Source organism: Sinobacterium caligoides (assembly GCF_003752585.1).
GTDB lineage: Bacteria > Pseudomonadota > Gammaproteobacteria > Pseudomonadales > Sinobacteriaceae > Sinobacterium > Sinobacterium caligoides.
This window is the reverse complement of the sequence record NZ_RKHR01000003.1, coordinates 176817-199377: the sequence shown is the minus strand read 5'-3', so window position 1 is coordinate 199377 and position 22561 is coordinate 176817. Positions and strand designations below refer to the sequence as shown.

The following is a 22561-nucleotide window of genomic DNA, read 5'->3' as shown; positions in this document are numbered from 1 at the left end:
AGTGTGGACTTAATTAAGAGTCAGTTAGAGCGCCGTTTAGGCCATGATTTTAAAGATAAGGGTTTGATGGAGTTAGCTTTAACTCATCGCTCTTGTGGCAATCGTAACAACGAGCGCTTGGAGTTCCTTGGTGATTCTCTGGTCAACCTGATCATTGCAGAGGCATTGTTTTTACGTTTTCCTGAGGCCAAAGAGGGGCAGCTGAGCCGTCTTAGAGCGAGCCTCGTTAAAGGAGAGACGTTAGCGAAGGTGGCGCGTGAATTCGCTATCGGAGATTGTCTCAACCTGGGGTCAGGAGAGCTCAAAAGCGGGGGCTTCAGGCGTGAGTCGATCCTTGCCGATGCTGTAGAAGCGCTGATCGGTGCGATCTATCTCGATAGCGATATGGATAACTGCAAAACACATGTGTTGCGTTGGTATCATGCGCGGATTAACGAAACCAGCTTAGAAAAAAGTGGCAAAGACCCTAAAACACAGCTGCAAGAGTTATTGCAGTCTCGCAAACATGCTCTGCCTGTCTACAGTATGAGCGATGTGAAAGGGGAGGCGCACGCACAGGTATTTACTGTTGAGTGCGCTCATAAATTGTTGGCTAAACCCACCGTAGGTGAGGGGAGTAGTCGTCGTCAAGCAGAGCAACAGGCTGCATCCGAAGCCTTGGCATTACTGGGAGAGTTGAAATGAGTGATAGTAAGGCGCGTAGCGGGTATGTCGCTCTTGTTGGACGACCAAACGTTGGCAAGTCAACGATCCTCAATCATATATTGGGTCAGAAAATCAGCATTACCTCTCGAAAGCCTCAGACGACACGTCATCGTGTGCTGGGGATTAAGACTGAAGGTGATTTTCAGACTATGTACGTCGATACGCCGGGTTTGCATCGAGTGCAGAAAAAAGCGATTAACCGTTACATGAACAAGGCGGCCAGTAGCAGCATTAAAGAAGTTGATGTTATTGTCTTTGTGGTTGATAAGCTGCAGTGGACCGATGAGGACGAGATGGTTGTCGAGCAGCTTAAGCAGGCGCGTAGCCCTGTGATTCTTGCTATCAATAAGATCGACCAGATTGATGACAAGGGGGCGTTATTGCCTCACCTGCAGATGCTATCAAGTAAGCTCAGCTTCTCCGCCGTTGTCCCTATCTCGGCATTAGATGGGCATAATCTAGAGAATTTAGAGGCTGAAATAGGTCAGCTGCTACCTTTGGGTATGCATTTCTTTCCCGAAGATCAAATTACCGATCGCAGTTCACGCTTTCTTGCTGCCGAGATTGTGCGTGAGAAGATTATGCGTCAATTGGGTGACGAGCTGCCGTATGAGATGACTGTTGAGATAGAAACCTTTGAGGATGATGGGGAGATTATTACCATCAACGCGCTAATTCTTGTGGAGCGAGATAGTCAGAAATCTATCGTTATCGGTAAGGGCGGTAAGCGACTTAAGCTAATCGGGCAAGAGGCGCGTCGTGATATGGAGCGTATGTTCGATGGTAAGGTGATGCTAAAGACTTGGGTTAAAGTGAAGGGGGGTTGGAGTGACGATGAGCGTGCCCTGCGTAGCTTGGGTTATGACGACCTATAGTTGATGATAGAGGTGGCGGCATGAAGACTGTCGATTTTGATCGCTGCTATCTTCTACATACATACCCATTCCAAGACAATAGCGTAATCGCCGACTTTCTCAGTTACGAGCACGGCCGGCAGCGGGCGGTGATTAAAAATATACGAAACACCAAGAAGAACCCGCTGCGTGCAATCGTTCAGCCTCTGACTTTGTTGCAGATCAGTTGGCGAGGTAAGACGGAGTTGAAAACCGTCACTTCTATTGAATCATCTGGCAAGCGTTTCATGCTGCGTCAACAGCGGCTCTACAGTGCTATTTATCTCCATGAGATCATCATGAGGTTGGTAGCGCTTGGGGAGGAGAGTGTGGCGCTTTTTGAGGCTTATGAGCATGCACTCTATCAGCTGGAAGGCGAGGGGAGTCTCGAGTTCATCCTTCGCCGCTTTGAGTTTTTCTTACTGCAGCACCTCGGCTATGGTATCGACTGGCATCACGATGTGACTGCTGTGGCATTATCTGAGCATTCTTATTATCGTCTTGAGTACCAACGGGGCTATGTACCTGTGCCGGTGGCGACAAAGGATAGCTATAGTGGTGACCACCTGCTTAGCATCGCCTATGGCGACTATGGTATTCAAGATCGGCAGTTAGCTGCTGTCGCGAAGCGTATTACTCGGCAGCTGCTGGGGCCCTATCTCGGTAGTGAGCCGCTCAAGTCGAGATCGCTTTTTATTCGCAGAGCTCCGCTAGGAAGTACTTCATGATAATTTCAATCGGTACTGATATTGCCAGCAGTCAACGTATCGCTGATATTTTGGCGCGTCGTGGTGAGGCGTTTGCAAAGCGTATTTTAACGAGGGCTGAATACGATGAGTTTCAGAAGCGCTCTGATCAAGCAGCATTTTTGACTCGACGATTCGCGGCTAAGGAGGCTGTCGCGAAAGCGCTGGGTACTGGCATTGGGCGTGGCTTGAGCTTTCAACATATCGCTGTACAGCATGACGATTTCGGTGCCCCCTTGCTATTGCTGACAGGTTTCGCTGAAGAGCGCTTTACTGCCATTGGTGGCTGCAGCCATCACATTAGCATCAGTGATGAGCGAGATTATGCTGTTGCTTTCGTGGTTTTCAGCGCCTAATCTTGGTGACAGTCGTCCAAGAGCAGCTCAATATCATGCTGCTGTTGCCAGATGATTAGTTCATTGCAAGCCTGAAGTAACTCTTCCAGTAGAGCGTCTGCTTCTTGGCTGAGCGCCTCTTTGCAGCATGTCTTTAGTTCGGTCTCAATATTGCTCAGTGTTTCTTGTAGTCGAGGAGTACCGGTATAACAGCTGGCGCCATGTAGTTTATGGACAAGCTCTAATAGACTGGGCATATCCCCCTGCTCTGCGGCATCTTGAATCTGCTCGTAATCATCCCCTAAGTTGGCAATAATGCCGTTTAGCATGTCAACGGCAAGGCTGGGCATATTGTTGGCGCGCTTCAAGCACAGCTGCGTATCGACAGGTTTGGGTAGTGGCTTGTCATTAGCTTCTAATGCGAGTGCATTTGTATTGCTCAGTATGTCAATCGAATCGATCGAGCCCGGTAGGCAAGTTGTTGCCTGTTGCTGAGCGTGGTGGGCGGTCCACGTTAATAATGTTTGTTCAAGCAGGGCGATATCGATCGGCTTGGTGACGTGGTCGTTAAAACCGGCCAGCATGAGGTTGCGCTTTTCTTCTGCGTGAGCGTGGGCGGTGATTGCGATGATCGGGGTGGTCCGGTTGTAGCTACACTGCGTGCGAATATGCCGGGTTGCCTGAATGCCATCGATAACGGGCATCTGTATATCCATCATGATCAAGTCAAAAGCGTTCTTGTTAGCTTCCTCTATCGCCTCCTGTCCGTTTGTGGCCTGGCTTACCTCGATGCCGAGATCCTCGAGGAGGATGGTTAAGAGTTTTAAGTTTGAGCTGTTGTCGTCAACGGCAAGGATGTGTGGCGCGTCGCCGTTAAAGAGGTGTTTGTAGTCGGCGCTTGTTGCCGTGATGTCGTAGTTGTTAACTGCGGTGTCAAGGACCTGATATAGCTTCGCGTGAGGGGCTGGGCGACTGAGCGCGATAGTATGCTGAGAGTTCAGACCGTCGTCATTGAGTGGCCCAATGCCCGTAGGTAGCAGTAATACGGATCGACATTGATGTTGTTGATAGACATGGGAGGAGAAGCGGTTGAGAGTCGAAACTGATAGCTCGCTGTCTCCGGGAATGATGATCATGGCGGAAAGTGGTTCGCATTGGTGCTCGTCCATGAGACTTTGCTCGTCACTGAATGTATGTACGTGTACTTGCCAGCTCTCAAGTTGATAACGTAGTGCGAGGTTTGCGGCACTATTATCGGCGTAAAGGCCGACATGCTTATCGACAAGCGCATCCATTGGTGGGGTGTCGACGGCCTTGCTGGGTAGTTTTGCGCGTAGGGAAAAGGTGAAGGTCGCGCCTTTTCCTAGCTCACTTTGTAGGCCTATCTCTCCGCCCATTTGTTCAACGAGACGTTTACAGATTACGAGCCCTAAGCCAGTGCCACCATATTCGCGTGAGGTAGATGCATTGGCTTGGGTAAAGGCATTAAAGATATTGAGCTGTTGTTGGTCGCTGATGCCAACCCCCGCGTCAGTCACGCTGATTGTAAGTATTGCTTGAGCATCGTGAATATCTTTAAGTTTGATGCGGACAATAATGTTGCCACTTTCGGTAAACTTGATAGCGTTGCTGATGAGATTTGTGACGACTTGTTTTATGCGCAGTGGGTCGCTAATAATGCGGGCAGGAATATCGCTGTAACTAATGAGGATTAACTCTAGCCCCTTATCGTGCGCAGCTGGTGCGAGGATAGTGAGGGTGTCTTCAACTATTTCGCGGATGTTTATTTGTACGTTATCAAGAACTAGCTTGCCTGCTTCGATTTTTGAGAGGTCGAGGATGTCATTAATAATGGCCAAGAGACCTTCGGCAGAATGACGGATGGTGTCGAGTTGGTCGCGATGCCGACCGTCACTGACTTCTTTTAATAATAGATTGCTGAAGCCGATGATGCCGTTAAGCGGTGTTCGTATCTCATGACTCGTATTTGCCAAGAATTCAGACTTGATGCGACTGGCCTCTAAGGCCTCACGTCGGGCAATATCAAGCTCGATGTTTTGTACCTCAATGGTTTCTAGCGTCTCACGCAAATCTCCTGTGGTTTGCTCAATATTGTACTCCATGTCGATATTGGCTTGTTGCAGGGTGTCGGCCATATCGTTGACCTTCAGCGCGATAAGAGAAAGCTCGTCCTCCCCATCAACTTCGATGACGGTGTCGAAATCTCCAGCCTTGATGTTGTCGATGGCCTTGCCGATGCGGAGGCTAGCACGTTTGAAGTCGAGCCCCACTTTTATAGCGAGTGTACAACAGGCGGCTAGGGCGAAGATTAGCAATAGGCAGCTGATAAGCAGGTTTTTGTAGGTCGTCAGCGTGATGGCATTGAAATGGTACTCTATCTCGACCCAGCCGACGATCTCGGCTTTAGTGTAGTCAGCGCCGTGCTGGTGATTGTCGAAGACTGGGCGTATAAAACGATAGCTTTTGGTGCTCGTAAGTTTGTGGGCAGTATCGATGAACCTATTTTGTAGTTCGGCTGTGTCGCCTAGGCCGCTATCAATCATCTTTGGTCCAGCACGCAAGGCTAATTGGCGGTGGCGGTCGTAAAAGCCCGCAGAGCGTACCCCGGGCTCCTCGAGAGTGTTACGTAACAGCTCGCTGACTAACTCCAAATTTTCAAGACGTAGGCTTGCTTGTACGACAGTAGCGAGTTGTTGGCTACCTGCAAGGCCACGCTGTTCGAGCAGCAAATCAAGTTCGCCGATACGATTGTGCACCTGATAGCTTCCCAGCATCACTGCAATCAGTGCGGAGGGGAGTAAGGCGAGCAGGAGTATCTTATTGCGCAGACTCCATTGAGGCATAATTTAGCTCTTCATGGTTGTTATTGTTGTTCATGCAACCCATCTATAAGAGGAATATATTGATTGCAATAGCATAACATTCAACTACTACCGTAGATGTTGGTTTATAATAACCGCCGACTATCTATTAGTACCAGCTTAATTATTGCTGTCGATTGCTGGAAAACTTATAAAAGGCTAATTTAACAATGGATTACCAGACTATTGAGTCTTGTGTTGGCAATACGCCACTTGTACGCCTGCAGCGTCTTGGCCGTCACCGTAATAACATTATCTTGCTCAAGTTGGAAGGCAACAACCCTGCGGGCTCGGTGAAAGATCGGCCAGCATTGTCGATGATTCAGCGGGCCGAACAGCGTGGTGATATTCAGCCTGGAGACACTCTTATCGAAGCGACGAGTGGTAATACCGGGATTGCACTTGCGATGGCAGCGGCTATTAAAGGCTATAAGATGGTGTTAATTATGCCATCGCATATGAGTGATGAACGTAAGCAGGCTATGTCGGCTTATGGTGCAGAGCTGATTGAGGTGAGCCAAGAGCAGGGCATGGAAGGGGCGCGTGACTTAGCGTTGACAATGCAAGCTGATGGAAAAGGGGTTGTACTCGATCAGTTTGATAACCTGGATAACCCCTTGGCCCATTATACGGGCACTGGCCCGGAGATTTGGCAGCAGACACAGGGTAATATTACCCATTTCGTCAGCTCGATGGGAACAACGGGCACAATTATGGGAACCTCGCGGTACCTTAAAGAGCAGAACAGTGATATCCAGATCGTCGGTTTACAGCCTAAAGATGGCGCCCAGATACCCGGCATTCGGCGCTGGCCGGAGGCTTATATGCCTGCCATCTATGATGGCAGCCATGTTGATCGAGTGATGGATATTGATCAGCTAGATGCTGAACAGACTATGAAAGCTTTGGCTGCACAGGAAGGTATTTTCTGTGGAGTTTCCAGTGGTGGTGCTGTTGCGGGCGCGCTTACACTCAGTGAGCAGATTGAAAATGCTGTTATCGTTGCGATTGTTTGCGACCGTGGCGACCGCTACCTCAGTACTGGTGTGTTTTCAGGGTAGTAGGTGTAGTGAATTTTATAGCGGTCGGCATAGGCTTTGTTGAGTGGCGGCTGTCTTGGCGTGAAAGATTTGTAAGGTTAGGAATTAATTATGGTACAGGTTCGTAAGGCGTATCCCATCGATAACGATGGTCGCGTATTGATCGATGAGTGGATTGACCGATTACCTAGATTGCCGAACAATCTCGACCGGGAGCAGCTCACAGAGGCTTGTGACGTTGCCCGCAGTGCTTCGCAGCGTAACAAAGGTGATTTTAAGGGGTGGGTGAGTAGTTATGAGACCGGCCTTGAAATGGCGGAAATTCTCAGTGAGCTTCACCTCGATCATGAGACGCTTGTGGCGGCCGTGCTGTACCGAGCCGTGCGTGAGCGTAAGTTGAAGATATCGACCGTTGAGGCGGTCTTTGGTGAGAGTGTTGCCAAGCTGATTATGGGCGTTCAACAGATGGCGGCAATCAGTGCCGTTGTCACGCCGCATCAGGAAGACGCCGTTTTCGGACAGAATATTAGTCAAATGGACAATATTCGTCGAATGTTGGTCGCAATGGTTAATGATGTCCGCGTTGCCTTGATCAAGCTGGCAGAGCGAACCTGTGCTATCAGGGGGGCGAAGAATTACCCTGAGAAAGCGAGGATGAAAGTAGCTAATGAGGTGGCGGAGATTTATGCACCGTTGGCGCACCGCCTAGGTATAGGTCATATTAAGTGGGAATTAGAGGATCTGGCATTTCGTTATTTGCAAGGTGATGCTTATATGCGGATTGCCTCGTTGTTAGATGAGCGTCGCCTCGACCGACAGGGCTATATTGAGACTGTCGTAAGTACATTAGAAGAGAAAATGTTCGAGGTGAACATCGATGCGGATGTGCAGGGGCGAGCTAAGCACATCTACAGTATTTGGCGAAAGATGCAGCGAAAGAATATTGGTTTTTCTCAGGTATACGATATTCGGGCGGTACGTATTCTCGTGCCTAAGTTGAATGATTGTTATACCGCGCTGGGCATTATTCATACGATGTGGCGCATTATCCCCAATGAGTTCGATGATTATATTGCCAACCCTAAGGAAAATGGCTATCAATCGCTACATACTGCGGTCATCGGGCCCGAAGGGAAGGTGATCGAGGTACAGATCCGCACGCAGCAAATGCATGACGATGCTGAGCTGGGTGTTTGTGCCCACTGGCGCTATAAGGGAACAGACGAAAATTCGGACACGGGCGGCTACGAGGAGAAAATCTCCTGGTTACGCCAGGTACTGGATTGGCACGAAGAGACTGACGGGCATGGTGATATCGCCATGCAGTTGACTAAGGATGTCACCCAAGAGAGGGTGTATGTCTTTACCCCAGACGGCCACGTTGTCGATTTGTCGCAGGGAAGTACGCCTCTCGACTTTGCTTATCAGGTGCATACTGAAGTGGGGCATCGCTGCCGTGGCGCTAAGGTTGACGGCCGCATTGTGCCGCTGACCTATCGCTTGAAGACGGGAGAACAGGTTGAAGTGCTTACCGCGAAGGAAGCGAAGCCCTCGCGTGACTGGTTGCGCCCAGGCTTGGCTTATCTGAACAGCTCGCGCGCGCGCTCAAAGGTTCAGCACTGGTTCAAACTACAGGATCGGGATCAGAATATTGAGTCCGGTCGCAGTCAGCTGGAAAAGGAATTTAAGCGCTTGGCGTTGACCAGTGTAGACTTCAAGGAGGTGGCAACGAAGGTTAATTACCACTCCGTAGAAGATATGTATGCCGCTGTAGGTGCTGGCGACCTTAGCAACAGTCAAGTACTCAATGCCGCACAGCGGATGGTAGTTGAAGAAGATAAGAAGCAAGAGACGCTCAATCTAAATCTCAATAATCGCCCTGGGCGCGATGACAGTAAAGAAAGCGGTATTCAGGTGCGCGGGGTGGGTAATCTGATGACGCATATGGCAGGTTGTTGTAATCCTGTGCCTGGTGATGAAATCGCTGGTTACATCACCGTTGGTCGAGGTGTTTCTGTTCACCGCCAAGATTGCTCCAAGTTACTGGGGCATCAGCGTCATGAACCTGAGCGCATTATTGAAGTTGATTGGGGTAGCGATAATGTCCGCAGTTTCACGGCGGGTATTTATATCGAGGCATATGACCGTCACGGCTTACTGAGGGATATTACAACGCTGTTTGCCAATGAAAAGGTTTATGTTACCTCGATTAATACGCAGTCTGATAAACACAGTAATACAGCGACGATGGAGGTCAGTATTGAAGTAGAAGGGCTCGTGGTCTTGAGCCAGCTGTTGAGTAAAATAAATGGCTTGCCTAACGTGGTTATGGCGTTGCGTAAAGGGGAGGGGTAGTCGATGGCATCCTATCAACTGGAAGACCTACTCTATTTGATGGGGCGTCTACGTGACCCTCAGGACGGTTGTCCCTGGGATCGCCAGCAGAATTTTGCCAGCATTGCGCCGCACACACTCGAGGAGGTTTACGAATTAGTGGACTGTCTCGAAAAGGGGGACTACGGCCACCTACGTGAGGAATTGGGCGACGTACTGTTTCAGGTCGTTTTCTATGCGCAATTAGGTCAGGAACAGTCACTGTTTGGTTTTGCTGATATTGTCTCTGAACTTGTCGAGAAATTGTTGCGACGTCACCCACATGTCTTTCCTGGCGGTCAGCTTTCACATCGTGCAGGGGAGGTGCGGCAGGATGAGGAGGAAATACGTGGCACTTGGGAGAAAATCAAGCAGCAAGAGCGTAACGAGCGTTTGCAGGAGGGTGTGTTTGACGACATTGCCACAGCGTTGCCTGCCCTCGGGCGCTCGGTGAAGTTGCAGCAACGAGCGGCCAAGTCGGGGTTTGATTGGCCGGATGCAGAAGCCGTTGTACCTAAGGTTGAGGAGGAGCTGGCCGAGGTCTTGGAGGCCGTTGAAAATCAGGACCGTGATGCGATAGAAGATGAACTGGGTGATTTGCTGTTTGCGGTGACCAATCTTGCGCGTAAGTTAAAGGTTGATCCAGAGGCAGCACTACGTCGTGCCAATCGTAAGTTTAGTCGGCGCTTTGAGGGTATGAATAGCTTGGCGAACAAAGCAGGCAAATCATTCCAACAGTATGATTTAGAAGGTCAGACTGAGTTGTGGGAGGCGGTCAAACTGATGGAGAAGGGGTAGCTGTGTTGCTCTTGGCGGACAATCTGTGTATTGTGTGCCGCTCGTCGAGATTCGCTCTGGTTAAGACACAAGATTATACCTGAGTAGCGGCCTTTTGTTCGCTATGAATCTTCGGTAGTAGGACCTGCTTCGTGCCAGCGGAGTGTCAGGTGGTTGGTTAATAGTGAAGCAGGTATTGGAAGCCGTAATGCGTTGTTGCTCCCAATACCTTGTTTATTGAAAGAGAGATTATTCATGCGAATTATTTTATTAGGTGCGCCTGGTGCAGGTAAGGGAACTCAGGCACAGTTCATCGTTGAGAAGTATGGTATCCCCCAGATCTCTACTGGCGACATGCTGCGCGCTGCGATTAAGGCGGGTTCTCCACTTGGCCTTAAGGTTAAGAATGTGATGGAAACTGGCGGGCTAGTGACTGATGAGATCATCATCGACCTAGTGAAAGATCGTATAGCACAGCCTGACTGTGCAAAGGGCTTTCTCTTTGATGGTTTCCCGCGCACCATTCCTCAAGCAGAGGCGATGGTTGAAGCAGGTGTCGATATCGACCATGTGATAGAGATTGACGTGGCAGACGATGAGATTGTTACCCGTCTCAGTGGCCGCCGTGTTCACCCAGGTTCGGGTCGTATTTACCATGTTGTTTTCAACGCGCCAAAGGTTGAGGGCAAGGACGACGAGACAGGTGAAGAGCTGATTCAGCGTGAAGATGACAACGAAGAGACTGTGCGTCATCGTTTAGGTGTCTATCATGAGCAGACCAAGCCTTTGGTGGCTTTTTATCAGGCACAGACCGGCAGTAATGCAGCGAAGTACTCGCATATTCCTGGCGTCGGTAGTGTCGATGATATTCGCAACGCTGTCTTTGCTGCACTAGTTTAAATCAGTACGAGCTTAGAGATGAAAAAGGGCCTTTTGGCCCTTTTTTTTGTTCTCATGATGCCCATTTAGACGTTATTATTTCCTGCCCAAACAATTTGTCTACTGTCATGGAGTGAATGCGTGAGCGTTTCAGTTAAAAAAGCTGTGTTGTTGGTTAATCTTGGTTCCCCTGAGCAACCGACCAAGTCAGCTGTCCGTGCCTTTCTTAAGCCTTTTTTATTCGACCGTCGAGTGGTTGAGGTGCCGCGCCCCATTTGGTGGTTGATTATGCATGGCATTATTTTGCCGTTCCGTCCGGCTAAGGTGGCAAAGGCCTATGCCTCTGTATGGGACGGGGATTCGCCGTTACGGGTGATCTTGTCGCAGCAGTGCGCTGCCTTGCAGGCACGGTTTGATGCCGACGAGGCGCCTGTGAAAGTCGTGTCGGCAATGACCTATGGTGCACCGAGCATTGCCAGCATGCTAGATCGTTTGAACGATGAGGGTATTGAGCAGGTTGTTGTGCTGCCTTTATATCCGCAATACTCTGCGACGACGACGGCGGCGGTGACGGATCAGCTGGGTCGATACCTCGAAACCAAGCGCGATATCACCGATTTGCGAGTAGTAAAAAGTTATTACCGTCACCCTCAGTATATTGCTGCGCTGGCAAACTCGGTGGAAGAGTTTTGGCAGCGGGAGGGGCGGGGCGACCATTTGCTGATGTCCTTTCATGGTATTCCTCAGGCTAATGTCGATAAAGGTGACCCTTATTATCAGCACTGCGACGAGACGGCGAGGAAACTGGCAGAGCGTTTAGGCTTAAGCGATGAGCAGTGGACGATGAGCTTCCAGTCTCGCTTGGGTAAGGCACAATGGCTGTCGCCGTATACTGTTGACGCCTTAACGGACTTGGCGAGGCAGCCCGTCGGCAATTTGGACGTGATCTGTCCAGCGTTCTCTGCGGATTGTTTGGAAACGCTAGAGGAGATGGCGATCGAGAATCGTGATCATTACTTTGCTGCTCGTGGAGAGGATCGTGTCGATGAGTCTTATCGTTATATCGCGGCGTTGAACGATCGAGCCGACCATGTAGAACTGTTCCATGATATTGCTAGCAAGCAGATGCTGGGCTTCATCGATTAAGCTAACTCTGCTTTCTAGTTATTCTTCTGCTCAGAGCCAGTGTTAGCTAGAGTGGCGAGCTCTTGCGCGTCGTTAATATTGATAAACGCTCTGGCTTGATCGCTAAAGTCGACGGCCTCACTGTTGAGCTGCTCGATTAGTCGATACATCGAGCGTTTGCCGCTTTTAATGTAAGCCTGTAATGGCGCAAGAGCGCGGCGATGAATGAGGCAGCAGAGAAAGTGGCCTCGCTCGCCATCGTGTGCGTAGCAGAGGTCACGGTGGTGTTGTTGTGCGGCGGCCATTAGTCGCTTTACTAAGTCGCAGGGGAGTTGTGGTGTGTCGCAGGGCACAACAAGTAAAAACTCCTGCTCATGCATGAGCTCGTGTTCATCCGCTAGTGCGCGGGCGATGCCAGCCAAAGGCCCCTGTGATTCCTGTTGCTCGTCAATAAGACAAGGGAGCTTCAGGTGCTTGTAGCTATCGGCGTTATGGCGGACGCTAATCGCGAGTTTATCCAGCTGTGGTCCAATGCGTGTGATGACATGCTCTATCATTGCTTGGCCCTGCCACTCTATCAGTCCTTTATCGCTGCCGCCGAATCGACTGCTTTGCCCACCGGCTAAGATGATGCCGCTGGGTAAGCGTGATTGTGGGCGAATATTGCTGTTAGGTTTCGCTTTCGTCATTGATAAACTCGTTTTAGGAGAGGCAGTCAGTATGTGTATAATACGGTGTTTACTCTCCGCTGTAAGGAAGATATGTCTGCGAAGCTATTCTCAGCCGAAGGCCTCATCGCTAGTCGTTGGCCTCCGTTTATCTATCGGTGTGATCAGCAGGAGCTAGCGGGAGAGGTTGATGCGCTCTTTAAAAAGGGGGGCGTGTTGCTTGCTGAGGCACCAACGGGTACGGGTAAAACCTTTGCTTATTTGACCAGTGTGCTGCAGGCAGAGCAACCATCGATAATATCGACTTCGAGTCACGCTTTGCAGCAGCAACTGGTGCAGCGAGATATTCCACAGTTAGCGAAGATTTTGGGGCGCAGTTGCAAAGTTGTCGAGCTACTGGGTATCACCAACTACTATTGCCCAAAGCAGGGTGGGGCAGCTTCTGGCGAGGGAGGGGCGCGGCAGCTGCGGCGTCGAGCAGAGGCGCTGCATCATTATTGGTTGCAGCAAGGAGAGCCGGTGATCCCATGGCGTACACTTGCCAGTGATGCGGGGATTGAGTCGGCTCAGTTGTATGCCCATGTGACGGTATCGCAAGGGGATTGCACGGCAGAAAAGTGTCCCTGGTATGAGCGATGCCCCTATTTTCGTCAGCGTCATCAATTGACGACAGCAGATATCGCTGTGGTCAACCACGCACTATTCTATAGCACGATGGCCCCGCTATCACAGAGTATACGCGGCCGCTTTACGCAAGTTGTCTTCGATGAGGCGCATCGGCTTGAGCAGCTGGCGATCGATCGTTCGACGACTATTTTTGATCGAGCCGATTTAGAGCGAGTGCTGGCGCCGTTGCAGCGCTGGGTGCAGGGCGAGGAGGATGGCGCTGAGCTTGGCCAACTCATTCGTCGTTGTCGGAAGTTATTGCAGTTGCTAGAGCTGCGTTTGCAGCGACTGCAGCCGGAATCGTCGGGTGATTGGCCAGAGCTATGCCTAAGGGAGCCGCGTTTGATGGCGGTGTGGCAGCCGTGGCGTCGCAGCTTTAGGTTGCTGCTTGCCTATATGCGACTGTGGGGGTTGCGGAGTGGGCGCTTTTTGCAAGCGGAAAAGACATTATTACGTTATCAGCACAGCCTGTCTCCACTGCAGCCTGGGGCCCTGTTATGGTATCAGCGACGTCAAGGGCGCCTGAGTATTCACAGCGTGTATTTGCAGCAGGCCGATGCCATCACCAACCTACCGCAAACCTCACTGTTTATTTCGTCTAGTCTCAGTGTTGACGGTGACTTCTCTGCTTTTTCAGATACCCTAAGGCTAGAAAAATATGACTTTTATTGCAGCCAGCTTGCGCCAGGTGAGGACTTGCGAGCACGTTATTACTTGCCTGCATCGCTGCCTGCGCCGGGCATGCAAGGGCATATTGAGGCGTTGATGACGGATGTCTTACCCTTGTTGCGGCATAATCAAGGCAGGGCGCTGTTGCTTTTTAGTAGTCTCGATAACCGCAAGATCGCTGAGGGCTGGCTGCGTCAGTATGCCGATGACTTCAACCTATGTGTGGCTTCACGTGGGGCAATATCGCAGGCGGTTGCGCAATTTAGTCGTCGAGCTAACAGTTTATTGTTAGCCACGGGGCTGTGGGATGGCCTAGATATTCCAGGGGCTAACCTAAGTTTGGTCATTATCGATAAAATTCCCTTTTCGTCACCCGATGATTTTCGTGTGCAAGCGCGCTCTAAGATGTTGAATATGCAAGGGCGTGATCCCTTTGTGGAGTGGCAGCTTCCGCAGGCAATATTGCGTCTGAGGCAGGGGGTAGGGCGGTTGATTCGGGCTGATAATGATGGCGGTGTTGTGGTTATAGGTGATAGTCGATTGCATTACCAGGGGTATAGGCAGCAAATTATGGCGGCTCTGCCACAATATCCGATGACAAGTGATCGACAGGTGGCGTTAAGCTTTATAGAATCACGGCCTAGCTTTAATGTCGCCACTGTAAGTTAGTCAATTATGGCGCTAGTTTGTCTCTTTTTAGCATTAGTTTTAATTTCACCGTGTGTGATGAACGAGATCTTTTATGAGTAAAATCCTTGCCCTTGATACCGCTGCCGACGCATGTTCCGTAGCGCTTTGGCTTGACGGGGAGATCGTCAGTGACCATCGCTTGTTACCGCGTGAGCATACTAAGATGATGCTCTTAATGATTGAGCAGTTGTTAGCGGATCATGGCGTGAAGATGTCTGATCTAGATGGCATCGCTTATGGCCGTGGCCCCGGATCATTTACCGGCCTGCGTATTTGCGGTGGTATTGTTCAGGGCTTGGCCTTTGGTGCCGGTTTACCTGTGGTCGCGGTATCCTCGTTGGCGGCTTTGGCTTACCCCTATATTGACGAACAGCGTGCAGTCATTGCCTGTGTCGATGCCCGTATGGGGGAGCTGTACACCGGGGTGTTCGGCGCAAAAGGACAAGACTTAATTAGCCTGAGTGATGAGTTGTTGATCAAGCCTGAGCAGATGAAGACTTCAATGCTTTATGCTGGCGTAGAGGTCAGCGATTGGCAGGGCGTTGGCAGCGGCTGGGGTTATCGAGAACACTTTGGTGATATGAAAGAACTTGAGTTGATGGTTGATAGCGAAGCGCTGCCGACAGCGGCGGCTGTTGTCGCATTGGCGATGAAAGACTTTGAGCTTGGTCAGACCGTGACCGCTGCAGACGTGAGTCCCATATATTTACGCGATTCAGTCGCTTGGCAAAAAACCACTTAAACGACTCTTAAAGGAAAGCGTGATGGAATGGTTACATGTTGTTATTCTGGCCGTTATTCAAGGGCTGACTGAGTTTTTGCCGGTATCTAGCTCGGCGCACCTTATCTTCCCGTCGGAGGTATTTGGCTGGCCTGACCAGGGGCTTGCCTTTGATGTGGCGATGCACGTAGGTTCACTGTTGGCGGTGATGATTTACTTTCGCCATAAAATTGTTGATATGACTGGAGCTTGGTTCGGCAGTGTATTGCAGCGCCAACATACACGGGATAGCCATCTCGCTTGGGCTGTTATCTGGGGGACGGTGCCTGCAGGCCTTGCCGGACTTGCTTTCAGTGGCTTTATCGAGACTGAGCTGCGCTCCATTACTGTCATTGCGACGACAACCCTAATTTTCGGTATTTTGCTTGGGATTGCTGATCGTAAAGGTGACAGTGGTATCTCAGAGTTGACCTGGAAAACCATTGCCGTTATTGCCGTCGCCCAAGCTATTGCTTTGATACCCGGCACTTCTCGCTCTGGTATTACGATGACGGCGGCACTGCTGATGGGCGTTAACCGCAAGACGGCGGCAGAGTTTTCCTTTTTACTGTCTATCCCGCTAATTATTGCGGCAGGCGGTTTGATGAGCCTAGAGCTCGTAGAGAGTGGTGTGGTTGTTGAGTGGTTTAAGATTGCGGCGGCTACAGCTATTTCAGCAATCACAGCTTATATATGCATTCATTATTTCCTCAAGCTGATCGACAGCCTCGGCTTTATGCCGTTCGTGGTCTATCGCCTGTTCCTCGCAGCTGGATTATTCTGGCTGGTATTCGTGTAAAACATAGGATGAACTCATGACACAACAACAATTCAACGATGGGTTGTTAGAATTTATAGATAGTTCGGTGACACCATTTCAAGCAGTAACCACAATGGTTGATGCGTTGGTTGCTGCAGGTTTTAACCGTTTAGATGAGGGTGATAGTTGGCAGCTTGAGCGAGGCCGAGGCTATTATATTACGCGCAATGACTCATCTATCATCGCTTTCCGCTATGGCAATAAGAGTGAACTGGTGCATGGTGTGCGGATGGTCGGAGCACATACCGATAGTCCTTGTCTTCGTGTTAAGCCAAACCCTGATCTTCGTAAGCACGGATACTTGCAGCTAGGTGTTGAAGTTTATGGCGGCGCGCTGCTTAATCCATGGTTCGACCGTGACTTGTCTCTCGCTGGGCGAGCAAGTCTGACTAACAGTGAAGGTCGATTGATCTCAGTAATGGTCGATTTTAAGCGTGCTATCGCAGTGATTCCCAGTCTAGCGATCCACCTTGATCGTGATGCTAACAGTAAGCGTACGGTGAACAAGCAGACAGACATTCCGCCTGTGCTAGCGCTTATCGAAGAGGATGATGATCTCAACTTTGATGGTATATTAAGCCAGCAAGTTGAACTCGATAATCCAGGCGTGAAGGTTGGTAAGATCCTTGATTGGGAGTTAAGTTTTTACGATACGCAGCCGGCTGCTATCACTGGGTTAAAGCAACAGTTCGTTAGCGCAGCTCGCCTCGATAATCTATTGAGCTGTTATACCGGGCTTCAGAGCCTGTTGGGCGCAGGAGAAGAGGTGACGAGCTTGCTTGTCTGCAACGATCATGAAGAGGTTGGTAGCAACTCTGCAGCAGGCGCCCAAGGGCCGATGCTAAAGCACTTACTGCAGCGCCTGTTCCCAAAGCCTGAGGACTTTGCACGAGTCATTGAGCGCTCTATGATGATTTCTGCTGATAATGCTCACGCTATTCATCCTAACTACTCTGATAAGCATGATGGTAATCATGGACCAAAGATCAATGCGGGCCCGGTTATTAAGATTAATACTAACCAGCGCTATGCGACCAATAGCGAGACGGCAGCACTCTATCGTCATTTAAGTGATCAAGTTGGCGTGCCGGTGCAGAGCTTTGTGGTGCGTAGTGATATGGGCTGCGGTTCGACTATAGGCCCAATTACAGCCACTGAGCTTGGTGTGAGGACGATGGATATAGGGGTGCCGACTTTTGGTATGCACTCAATACGTGAGATGGGCGGTGTGGAAGATGCGTTTGGTTTGAGTCGTGTTTGTAAGGCGTTTTTTGATACAGAAAACTTGCCTTGGTGTTAGTTCTAAAGCCTAGTATGTAGCGAAGAAATGCCACTGTAAAAGTTGACGTAGTTTTTAACTATGTCAGCTAAAGGTGTTACTTCGAGCCATGCTTATAAGGCATTTCTTTCCATCCTTATAATCACAAAGCTATAGTGTGGTAGTAGCTCATCTAGTCTTGTGATGAATGCCGTTTTTAAAGGAATAAGTCGCGCGCTCTGGCAATAGCCATAGCTTCGTTTTGTAACGTTGTTGACACAGGGGTGTGTCAAAGGATGATAAAATTGAGTAAATATATCGATCTGCTGGATGTAGAAGCCTTACCGCGCCGCAAAGCGATTTTTGCAAAAATGCGCAATGAAGATCCTATTTATTATTTTGATACAGAGATATTTAAAACCTGGTTTGTCACGGACTATGATAATGTCTCTCGTTTATTGCACGATAAGCGTCTGTCAAATTCTAATACGATAAATCACCTGAACGAGGCGCCCCCTGAGGAACAGGAGGCGTTGAGTTCCTTGCGTCGTTATATGGAAAAGTCGTTGCCAGAAGCGAGCGATCAGCGCCATAAGGTGATTCAAAGTTTTTTCCTGCAGTATTTTTCCCCAAAAGTTATCTCGGGCTTACGGAGTAAAATTGAGCTGTTGGTGGACGAGCTTATTTCCGACCTTGATGTTTACTCCGAGATAAATTTTAGTAAAGAGTTTTGTTTCACGTTGCCAATAATGGTCATTGCTGAGATTTTAGGGGTTCCGAAGACTGATTTAGAAAAAATTTACTCTTGGTCTAGGGACTTGATTGCGGTATTCCACCCTTATGATTATCGTGGCTATTTGACAGGCCAAAAAGCCATGTTGGCGATGGTTGATTACTGTAAGGGGTTGATGCTATCTGGTGATTTATCTGCAGGCTGTTTACTGGCAGCGTTAAAGTGCGAGATCGATAGCGGCAGTATCTCTGAAGAAGAGGCACTTGTTAACTGCGCTAATATTCTTTTTGCCGGTCATGAGACAACGGCAAGTGTTCTCGCAAAGGGGTTGTTAATGTTTTCGAAGAACCCTGAACAGTGGTACCTTCTGAGGCAGGACTCAAGCTTAATGCCTGGGGCAATAGAGGAGCTTATGAGGACTTGTGGCCTGGGTTGGCTAATGCGTTCAGCAAAGGTCGGCTTTGAGTTTAATGGACATTATTTTAATAAGGGCGATAGGGTTATTCTCTCCCCAGGCATTGCTAACCATGATGAGAAATATTTTCATCAGCCAGAGGTGTTCAATATTAAAAGAGCATCAGAGGTGCAGCACTTGAGCTTTGGCAAGGGAAAACATTACTGTTTGGGGGCTTCACTTGCACGATTAGAGCTGGAGGTTGCCTTTGGTAAGATTTTGCAGTCCTTTCCTGATATGAAGATTGATCACCAGGGTGTGGAAATTGGGGTCGTGTTATTCTTGCAGTATGCCGGAATTTATAATCTCCCGGTTACTCTCTGTCCAGATAATAATAGCTAATGTTTGTTTTATATTGTGCTCGTTATTGTTTTGGGAGTGCTATCTATAATGCGGCAACAGTATAGCCGTAGCTTGATTTTCGTACTTCGTAGGATGTTGCAGGTGGTATCTTTACCGTGTTGTGGTTGACAATGATTTTAGCGGGAACTGTCACCTTTAGCAGTATGTTAGCGGTGTCGTCAGCGAACACAGTGTGGCTAAAAAGTTGGGCGATGATTATTGTTGCGAGCTTAAGCCTCATTATTTTTCTCTGCGTTGTTGGAATGCTCAGTATTATACGCAGGGGGGGATTTACGGCTATGAGCGAATACCCTTATCGCTGTAGTGGTTTTCTGTGCGGCTTACTTAAGAGTTTAGCTATATCGTTATCTGAGTTGGCTATCTTTACTGCCTCGCCTATTGTAACCACTTGTTGTTGTAGTTTGTTCGTCGACTTGTGCTTGGCAGTTAATGCAAAGCCTAGTTCCAGGCACGGCCTGGCGCCGAGCAATAGGGATTGTTACGCCACACTCTTCGCAGTGGCTTAAGCTTTCCCCGTGAGCTAGCTGATCGCGTGCATGTTGTACGGCATCCTCAATACTGGCGTCGATCTGCTCTTGTACTGCGCCGTCTTTAGCCCAGCCGCTAGCCATTTTTTCACCTCATATAATAAAGTTGCTAGAACGAGCTTCTATTTTACTGAATAAAGGTCTTTTTGGCTGCAATTTGGTCGATGAAATAACACGGTAATTATATTGTTGTAGAATATATTAATAATGATATTGTCTAGGTTTTTAAGTTTTGGCACTTCTCTGTTTGAGCAGAAAAATAAAGAATAATTCAAGGTATGCTGAATGGCTTTGGTAAATAGCCATCACTTCAGAAAACTGTTGTAGCCTTCTCGGTTTGAAAACTCGACCTTAATTGTGTTGGCCTTGCTGTTGGCGTACTTTTTTTTTAGATACTGAGGATTCGATGAGTAGAGTTGTGGAGATTTTTTGGCGCTTTTTGTTTCTTGGTTGCGTCAGCTTTGGGGGCCCCGCGGCGCATATTGGTTATTTTAATAGGGTATTTGTTGGAAAGCTGAAGTGGTTGGATGAAGCTTCATATGTGAGCTTGGTTGCATTGAGTCAGTTCCTGCCAGGGCCTGGTTCCAGTCAAGTGGGGTTTGCGATCGGTTTTCGCCGTGCCGGTCTCATGGGTGGGGTAGCGGCCTTTCTTGGTTTTACTCTGCCTTCATTTATCTTACTTTATCTATTGGCAACGACAGTGACTGATAAGCTTGATGTTGTGATGATAGCAGGCGTGATTCACGGCCTTAAGTTGTTGGCGGTGGTGGTCGTAGCAGATGCAACGCTGACAATGTTTCGTGCTTTTTGCCGCGACCGTATAGCGATTATCTTGGCGCTATTAATGGCTGTTTCGTTGCTTTTCTTGCAGAGCTTGTGGGTGCAGGTTGGGGGGTTGATGTTAGCTGCTATTGTCGGCATGTTTTGCTGGCGTGGTAGTGTCGAGAACTCAATGGGGGCGTTACGCGGCTCTTTTAAATGGTGGCCTCTACTATTGTTTTTACTGTTATTATTAGCGCTACCGCTGCTGGCCTTTTCCTGGGCGGAAATAGTGTCCCCTTTCTATCGCGCAGGCAGTTTCGTCTTTGGTGGTGGGCATGTTGTCTTACCATTACTCCAGCAGGCAATGGGTGAGGCTGTGCCGACTGATCGGCTGTTGTTAAGTTACGCTGCAGCGCAGGCTGTCCCTGGGCCGATGTTTTCGTTGGCCGCTTTTCTAGGTGCTGAGATATCACCGTCACATCCGTTACAAGGAGCGTTGCTTGCGACAATTGGGGTGTTCTTGCCTGGTTTTCTGCTCTTGCTGAGTCTTGAGAGTGGGTGGCAGGTGCTCGCTGCGAAACCAAGAGTGGCTGGTGCGGTATGGGGGGTAAATGCTGCGGTGGTTGGTTTGTTAATGGCGGCGCTGTATCAGCCGGTGTTTGTTAGTGCAGTTTTGTCTGGGTTAGATATGGTGGTTGTAATATTGGGCTTCTGCGCTCTTAGGGTGATAAAACTCCCCATCGTGTTGCTTGTGGTGTTAGCGGCTGCTCTTGGAGGGCTATTAGTCTAAGTGCTGAAGTGGGTGGGGATAGAAGTGTAAAGCCGTGCGAGTGACGGCTTTACGGGCTTAAAGCTAGGCGGGAATTCGTAGCTTTTGACCGGGATAGATTTTATTGGCGTCGACAATAACTTCCGCGTTGGCGGCAAATATTTCGTCGTGTCTAGCGCCATTGCCGAGTTGCTTCTCAGCAATCTTCCAGAGGCTGTCACCAGACTCTACAATGTAGAAGGTCGCTGCAGGAGCAGTATTCTCAACAGGCTGACCTGGAACTTCGCTGCTGGTGCTTAGCTCACTGCCATGGATAGTGACATTATCAACGACCCGCTCAATACCTTGTATGTTCCCAGCCATTAATATTGCTTTCTCTTTGGATGCAGCTGAAGATGCAACGCCGGAAACGGTAGCGACGGCATCTTTGACACTGATATCGAGGCTGTCGATACCGGGGTTGTTAGCTTCGATATGCTGAGTTATTTTCTCAGGAGCTTCATCCTCCGAGCCAAAGATTTTCTCGCCGATACTCTTGGTGAAATCTAAAAGTCCCATGTTGTTTCCTCAGTAATTGACAGGGTCAATGTATACACTATACCGCTGATTAACCTTCGTTAATGAGCTGGCTCAACAATACGAGGAGTAATTTCTAACTTGATGACGCAGGTCTTATGTTGAGATTTGTAACACATTGTCGTGTATGGGATTACACTCAGTAAGTAAGCGCAAAATATTTACGGAGGTTAGCGATGAACTTTAAGCATATTGCGTCAGGACTGCTATTTCTTACCATGATGGCTAGTTGCGCGGACGAGCAAATAGAACAGGATGAGCTTGGAGCAGCGAAGACCAGGGTGGCTGAAGAGGGGGCGCCGTCGCAGCATCATGCAGTGGCGATTGAGGGGGAGGAGGCCGTGCAGCAACGGCGGCAGGAGGCCGCCGCCGAAAAAGCTAAGACACTGCAAGAGACAGGAAACTATTGATTTACTGATTCTTGAGGTCGTTATTTAAGCTCACGCAGATAGCGGTAAACAGTATGAATAGAGATATCGAGGCCATTGGCGGCTATTTGAGCGCTATCTTTTAGGTCAAAAACACCAAGAGCATATAGCTGAGTAACGATTTCTCGGCTTTTCTTTGATGGCGATATACTGTCGTCTGCCATGACTTTGGCTCGGATGGTCTCAATAGAGCTCTGCATCATCTCGTCGTTACTACGAGCAAAAGTCTCAGGTGAAGGGAGTTTATCGTTTTGTGTCATCAGGCCTGGTAAAAGGCTTTTGATGACTGACTGGAAGGGGGCATCAACATTTGAATTAATGCAGAGCAAGCCGATGGCTTGTTGTGCGGCATTGCGAATAATCATGGTGATTGAGCGCAGCGTTTTGCCGTCAGGGCTTTTGGTCAGGTAGGCCTCAGAGACGTCGTGGCCACTGTTTAGTTTCATTAAAGCTAAGTTGGTAATCGGTGCGCCAACAGCGCGCCCGGTGATATGGCCGTTAGCAATTTTTACAATGGAGGGGTTACGGACGTCCAAACTGTGCAGGAGTACCTCTGTATGTTCACCATACATAGCGGCAATGCCGTCGACGATATTCTCGGTGGCTCTTAGAATATCGAAATCTCCTTGGCTGAGTTCGCGCATTTTGTTACTCCCTATTGGA

At 49.2% G+C, this 22561-nt stretch carries 21 protein-coding genes; 16 read left to right on the top strand and 5 right to left on the bottom strand.

The features are described 5' to 3' along the window. Positions 1–3 precede the first annotated feature (3 nt). From rnc to acpS, 4 genes are read left to right on the top strand one after another with little or no spacing between them, the layout of a single operon-like run. Entirely contained in the window at positions 4–684 is a 681-nt protein-coding gene (rnc, locus tag EDC56_RS01125) for a ribonuclease III (RefSeq protein WP_123710697.1), read from the top strand. After that, entirely contained in the window at positions 681–1580 is a 900-nt protein-coding gene (era, locus tag EDC56_RS01120; RefSeq protein WP_123710696.1) for a GTPase Era, read from the top strand. The genes rnc and era overlap by 4 nt, the downstream gene beginning before the upstream one ends. A 20-nt stretch (positions 1581–1600) precedes the next feature. Beyond that, positions 1601–2326 carry a DNA repair protein RecO gene (recO, locus tag EDC56_RS01115; RefSeq protein ID WP_123710695.1) on the top strand — a complete coding sequence of 242 codons (726 nt, stop codon included), beginning with the start codon at positions 1601–1603 and terminating at the stop codon, positions 2324–2326. Then, the gene (acpS, locus tag EDC56_RS01110) at positions 2323–2700 is read left to right on the top strand and encodes a holo-ACP synthase (RefSeq protein WP_123710694.1); all 378 of its coding nucleotides are present in this window, start codon (positions 2323–2325) and stop codon (positions 2698–2700) included. Before recO ends, acpS begins: the two co-directional genes overlap by 4 nt. On the opposite strand, the gene EDC56_RS01105 is transcribed toward acpS, so the two are convergent. Then, positions 2697–5543 (bottom strand): ATP-binding protein, encoded by a 2847-nt coding sequence (locus EDC56_RS01105; protein WP_123710693.1) that lies wholly within the window; start codon positions 5541–5543, stop codon positions 2697–2699. The genes acpS and EDC56_RS01105 overlap by 4 nt on opposite strands. A 188-nt stretch (positions 5544–5731) precedes the next feature. Here EDC56_RS01105 and cysM point away from each other — a divergent pair, with 188 nt between their 5' ends. From cysM to hemH, 5 genes are all read left to right on the top strand, one after another. Beyond that, a complete protein-coding gene (cysM, locus tag EDC56_RS01100; protein WP_123710692.1) occupies positions 5732–6622 on the top strand; it encodes a cysteine synthase CysM in 891 nt (296 codons plus the stop codon). Positions 6623–6712: 90 nt separating this feature from the next. Beyond that, positions 6713–8956, top strand: coding sequence for a GTP diphosphokinase (gene relA / locus EDC56_RS01095; RefSeq protein WP_123710691.1), 2244 nt, complete (start codon positions 6713–6715; stop codon positions 8954–8956). Positions 8957–8959: 3 nt separating this feature from the next. Then, positions 8960–9772 (top strand): nucleoside triphosphate pyrophosphohydrolase, encoded by an 813-nt coding sequence (mazG, locus tag EDC56_RS01090; RefSeq protein ID WP_123710690.1) that lies wholly within the window; start codon positions 8960–8962, stop codon positions 9770–9772. A 234-nt stretch (positions 9773–10006) separates the two neighbouring features. Then, positions 10007–10651 carry an adenylate kinase gene (adk, locus tag EDC56_RS01085; protein ID WP_123710689.1) on the top strand — a complete coding sequence of 215 codons (645 nt, stop codon included), beginning with the start codon at positions 10007–10009 and terminating at the stop codon, positions 10649–10651. 120 nt (positions 10652–10771) lie between these two features. Continuing rightward, positions 10772–11776, top strand: a complete 1005-nt coding sequence (hemH, locus tag EDC56_RS01080) for a ferrochelatase (RefSeq protein ID WP_123710688.1) — start codon at positions 10772–10774, stop codon at positions 11774–11776. 14 nt (positions 11777–11790) lie between these two features. Here the strand turns inward: hemH and mobA are convergent, their stop codons facing one another. Further along, positions 11791–12444: a molybdenum cofactor guanylyltransferase MobA gene (mobA, locus tag EDC56_RS01075; protein WP_123710687.1), complete on the bottom strand. Its 654-nt coding sequence runs from the start codon at positions 12442–12444 to the stop codon at positions 11791–11793. Between the two features lie 72 nt (positions 12445–12516). Between mobA and EDC56_RS01070 the strand changes: the two genes are divergently transcribed. The 5 genes from EDC56_RS01070 to EDC56_RS01050 all read left to right on the top strand — a co-directional run bounded on the left by EDC56_RS01070 (position 12517) and on the right by EDC56_RS01050 (position 18815). Then, positions 12517–14427, top strand: coding sequence for an ATP-dependent DNA helicase (locus EDC56_RS01070; RefSeq protein WP_148059269.1), 1911 nt, complete (start codon positions 12517–12519; stop codon positions 14425–14427). A 73-nt stretch (positions 14428–14500) separates the two neighbouring features. Further along, the gene (gene tsaB / locus EDC56_RS01065; RefSeq protein WP_123710685.1) at positions 14501–15190 is read left to right on the top strand and encodes a tRNA (adenosine(37)-N6)-threonylcarbamoyltransferase complex dimerization subunit type 1 TsaB; all 690 of its coding nucleotides are present in this window, start codon (positions 14501–14503) and stop codon (positions 15188–15190) included. Between the two features lie 22 nt (positions 15191–15212). After that, complete coding sequence (locus tag EDC56_RS01060) at positions 15213–16007, top strand: undecaprenyl-diphosphate phosphatase (RefSeq protein WP_123710684.1); 795 nt, start codon at positions 15213–15215, stop codon at positions 16005–16007. A 16-nt stretch (positions 16008–16023) separates the two neighbouring features. Further along, entirely contained in the window at positions 16024–17328 is a 1305-nt protein-coding gene (locus EDC56_RS01055; protein ID WP_123710683.1) for a M18 family aminopeptidase, read from the top strand. Positions 17329–17591: 263 nt separating this feature from the next. Next, positions 17592–18815, top strand: a complete 1224-nt coding sequence (locus tag EDC56_RS01050; RefSeq protein ID WP_162844041.1) for a cytochrome P450 — start codon at positions 17592–17594, stop codon at positions 18813–18815. 365 nt (positions 18816–19180) lie between these two features. Here EDC56_RS01050 and EDC56_RS01040 read toward each other — a convergent pair whose 3' ends face one another. Then, positions 19181–19447 carry a DksA/TraR family C4-type zinc finger protein gene (locus EDC56_RS01040; RefSeq protein WP_123710680.1) on the bottom strand — a complete coding sequence of 89 codons (267 nt, stop codon included), beginning with the start codon at positions 19445–19447 and terminating at the stop codon, positions 19181–19183. A 322-nt stretch (positions 19448–19769) separates the two neighbouring features. Between EDC56_RS01040 and chrA the strand changes: the two genes are divergently transcribed. Then, entirely contained in the window at positions 19770–20915 is a 1146-nt protein-coding gene (gene chrA, locus EDC56_RS01035; protein WP_123710679.1) for a chromate efflux transporter, read from the top strand. A 63-nt stretch (positions 20916–20978) separates the two neighbouring features. Here the strand turns inward: chrA and lysM are convergent, their stop codons facing one another. After that, positions 20979–21452: a peptidoglycan-binding protein LysM gene (lysM, locus tag EDC56_RS01030; RefSeq protein ID WP_123710678.1), complete on the bottom strand. Its 474-nt coding sequence runs from the start codon at positions 21450–21452 to the stop codon at positions 20979–20981. Positions 21453–21646: 194 nt separating this feature from the next. Here lysM and EDC56_RS01025 point away from each other — a divergent pair, with 194 nt between their 5' ends. Continuing rightward, positions 21647–21880 (top strand): hypothetical protein, encoded by a 234-nt coding sequence (locus EDC56_RS01025; RefSeq protein ID WP_123710677.1) that lies wholly within the window; start codon positions 21647–21649, stop codon positions 21878–21880. A 20-nt stretch (positions 21881–21900) separates the two neighbouring features. Here EDC56_RS01025 and EDC56_RS01020 read toward each other — a convergent pair whose 3' ends face one another. Further along, positions 21901–22542, bottom strand: coding sequence for a helix-turn-helix transcriptional regulator (locus EDC56_RS01020; RefSeq protein ID WP_123710676.1), 642 nt, complete (start codon positions 22540–22542; stop codon positions 21901–21903). Positions 22543–22561: the final 19 nt, after the last annotated feature.